The organism is Methylibium sp., assembly GCF_013817365.1.
In the GTDB taxonomy this organism is placed as follows: Bacteria; Pseudomonadota; Gammaproteobacteria; order Burkholderiales; family Burkholderiaceae_C; genus Methylibium.
Genome location: NZ_JACDCU010000537.1, coordinates 1 through 2,406, shown reverse-complemented (window position 1 = coordinate 2,406; position 2,406 = coordinate 1). Strand labels below are relative to the sequence as shown.

The window sequence follows — 2,406 nt, the reverse complement described above, 5'->3', positions numbered from 1 at the left end:
GTGTGTACGCCGGGGTGCCGGCGCCCAATCCGTCGTTCTTGCCGCGCTTCATCCACATGAAGAATGCAACGGCCGCTGCGACGATCAGGATGAGGATCACGATGTTGGAACTCATTGCTCTTGTCTCCTGTTGTGTTCTGACTCAAGCCCATTGCGTATCTCGTCCCACTGCATTGCGGGGCACTCGCGATCAAAGAATTCCCCACGCATGAGTCGGATACCAGCGGCGGCGGAGAGCGCCAGGACGCGCTGGCGCGCCGAGGTGCGTCAGCTGCCTGAGGGTCCGACGGGTGCGGGCTGAGGTCCGGTGCTCCACCAGCGCGGCAGTAGCGCCATGACCTCGCGCTGCGTGAAGCGGTCGTCCATCAGGTGCACCACGCCGCGATCGAGCGGCGTGCGGATCACGCGCCCGGCCGCCTGCACCACCTTCTGCAGCCCGGGGTACAGATAGGTGTAGTCGAAGCCGGTGCCGCACAGGCGGTCGATGCGACGCTTGATCTGCTCGTTGACCGGGTTCATCTGTGGCAGCCCGAGCGTCGCGATGAAAGCGCCGATCAGGCGCGCACCGGGCAGATCGATACCTTCGGCGAACGAGCCGCCGAGCACAGCGAAGCCGACGCCGCGACCCTCGGCCTCGAAGCGCGCGAGAAACTGCGCCTGCTCGTTCTCGTTCATTCCGCGCGACTGCTTCCACATCGCCACAGTGGGGTGCCGCGCCGCGAACAACTCGGCCACGCTGTGCAGGTAGTCGAAGCTGCTGAAGAAGGCCAGGTAATTGCCGGGCTGCTCGGTGAACTGCCGTCCGATGCGCTCGACGATCGGCGCGAGCGACGCGCCGCGATCCCGAAAACGCGTGGAGATGTCGCCGGCGATGTGAACAGTGAGCTGTTGCCGCTCGAAAGGCGACTCCACATCGATCCACGCCGTGTCGGCCGGCAAACCGAGCATGTCGGCGTAGAACCGCCGTGGCTGCAGGGTGGCCGAGAACAGCGTGGTCGAGTGCGCGGCTTCGAAGCGCGGCGCGAGGAACGCCGCCGGGACCACGTTGCGCAGACACAGCACCGCGGAGCCTTGCGCCGGGCGTGTCAGGTCGACGAGCGAGTGTTCGCCGAAGGACTCGGCCAAGCGGGTGAAATGAAGCGCGTCGAAATAGAAGGCCTGCAGCGACGCATCGACCTGCGCGGGATGCTCGGCCAGGTGGTCCATCACCGCTCCGGCGGCCTGGGCAAGCGCGAAGACGAAGTTCGCCGGCAGCGCATCGAGAACGCTGTACTCGGCGTCCGACTGCGCCTTCAGTTCGTTCCAGCGACGGTGCAGGCGGTCGAGCGGCTTCTTCAGCGCGGCGGGTGCCGTCTTGCGCATGCGCTTGAACTCCTCGTGATCCAGCTCGGCGCTGTACATCACCCGCCCGCGCTCGACCAGGTTGTGCGCCTCGTCCACCAGCACGGCGACACGCCACTGATCGGCCACCGTCAGCCCGTGCAGCATGGCGCTGCCGTCGAAGTAGTGGTTGTAGTCGCCGACCACCACGTCGCTCCAGCGCGCCAGTTCCTGCCCGAGGTAGTAGGGACACACCGCGTGCTCCAGAGCCAGCGCGCGCACGGCCGGCTTGTCCCAGACCGCCAGCGCGGTCGCGGCCTGGCGAGCCGCGGGCAGGCGGTCGTAGAAGCCATTCGCGAGCGGGCAGGACTCGCCGTGACAGACCTTGTCCGGATGCTCGCAGACCTTGTCGCGCGCCACCAGTTCGAGCGTGCGCAGCGGCAGCGACGGCTCGCTCGCGCGGATGAGCGCCAGAGAGTCGAGCGCCATGGCACGGGCCGAGGTCTTGGCGGTCAGGAAGAAGATCTTGTCGAGCGCCTGCGTGGGGCCGGCCTTGAGCAACGGGAACAGGCTTCCGACGGTCTTGCCGATGCCGGTGGGCGCCTGCGCCATCAGGCAGCGGCCGGCGCGCGCGACCTTGTAGACGGCCTCGGCTAGCGGCCGCTGGCCCCGCCGGAATGAGTCGTGCGGAAAGCGCAGCCCGGCCAGCGCGCGGTCGCGCGCGCCGCGGTGCGCCCACTCCTGCTCGGCCCAGGCCATGAAAGTGCCGCATCGCTGCTCGAACTCGAGCTGCAGCTCGGCGGCGGTGCAGCGTTCGGTGAACACCGTCTCGCGCTGCGTGCCGACGTCGAGGTAGACAAGGGCCAGCTCGATCTCCGCCAGCCCATCCCGCTGGCACAGCAGCCAGCCGTAAACCCGGGCCTGTGCCCAATGCAGACGGCGGTGGCTCTCGGGCTGCCGGTCGAGCCGACCGCGGTGGGTCTTCACCTCTTCCAATCGATGGCGTGCGGCGTCGAAGCCATCGGCGCGACCGCGCACACGCAGCGGCCCGAACTCGCCGACGAGCGGCACTTCGGCCTGCCAACC

General features: G+C 68.2%; 1 protein-coding gene. It reads right to left on the bottom strand.

Translation table 11 applies throughout. From position 1 onward, the window contains the following. Nucleotides 1-267: 267 nt before the first annotated feature. The coding region (locus H0W38_RS20990) for an ATP-dependent DNA helicase (RefSeq protein ID WP_292457842.1) at nucleotides 268-2,406 on the bottom strand (2,139 nt) is incomplete at its 5' end.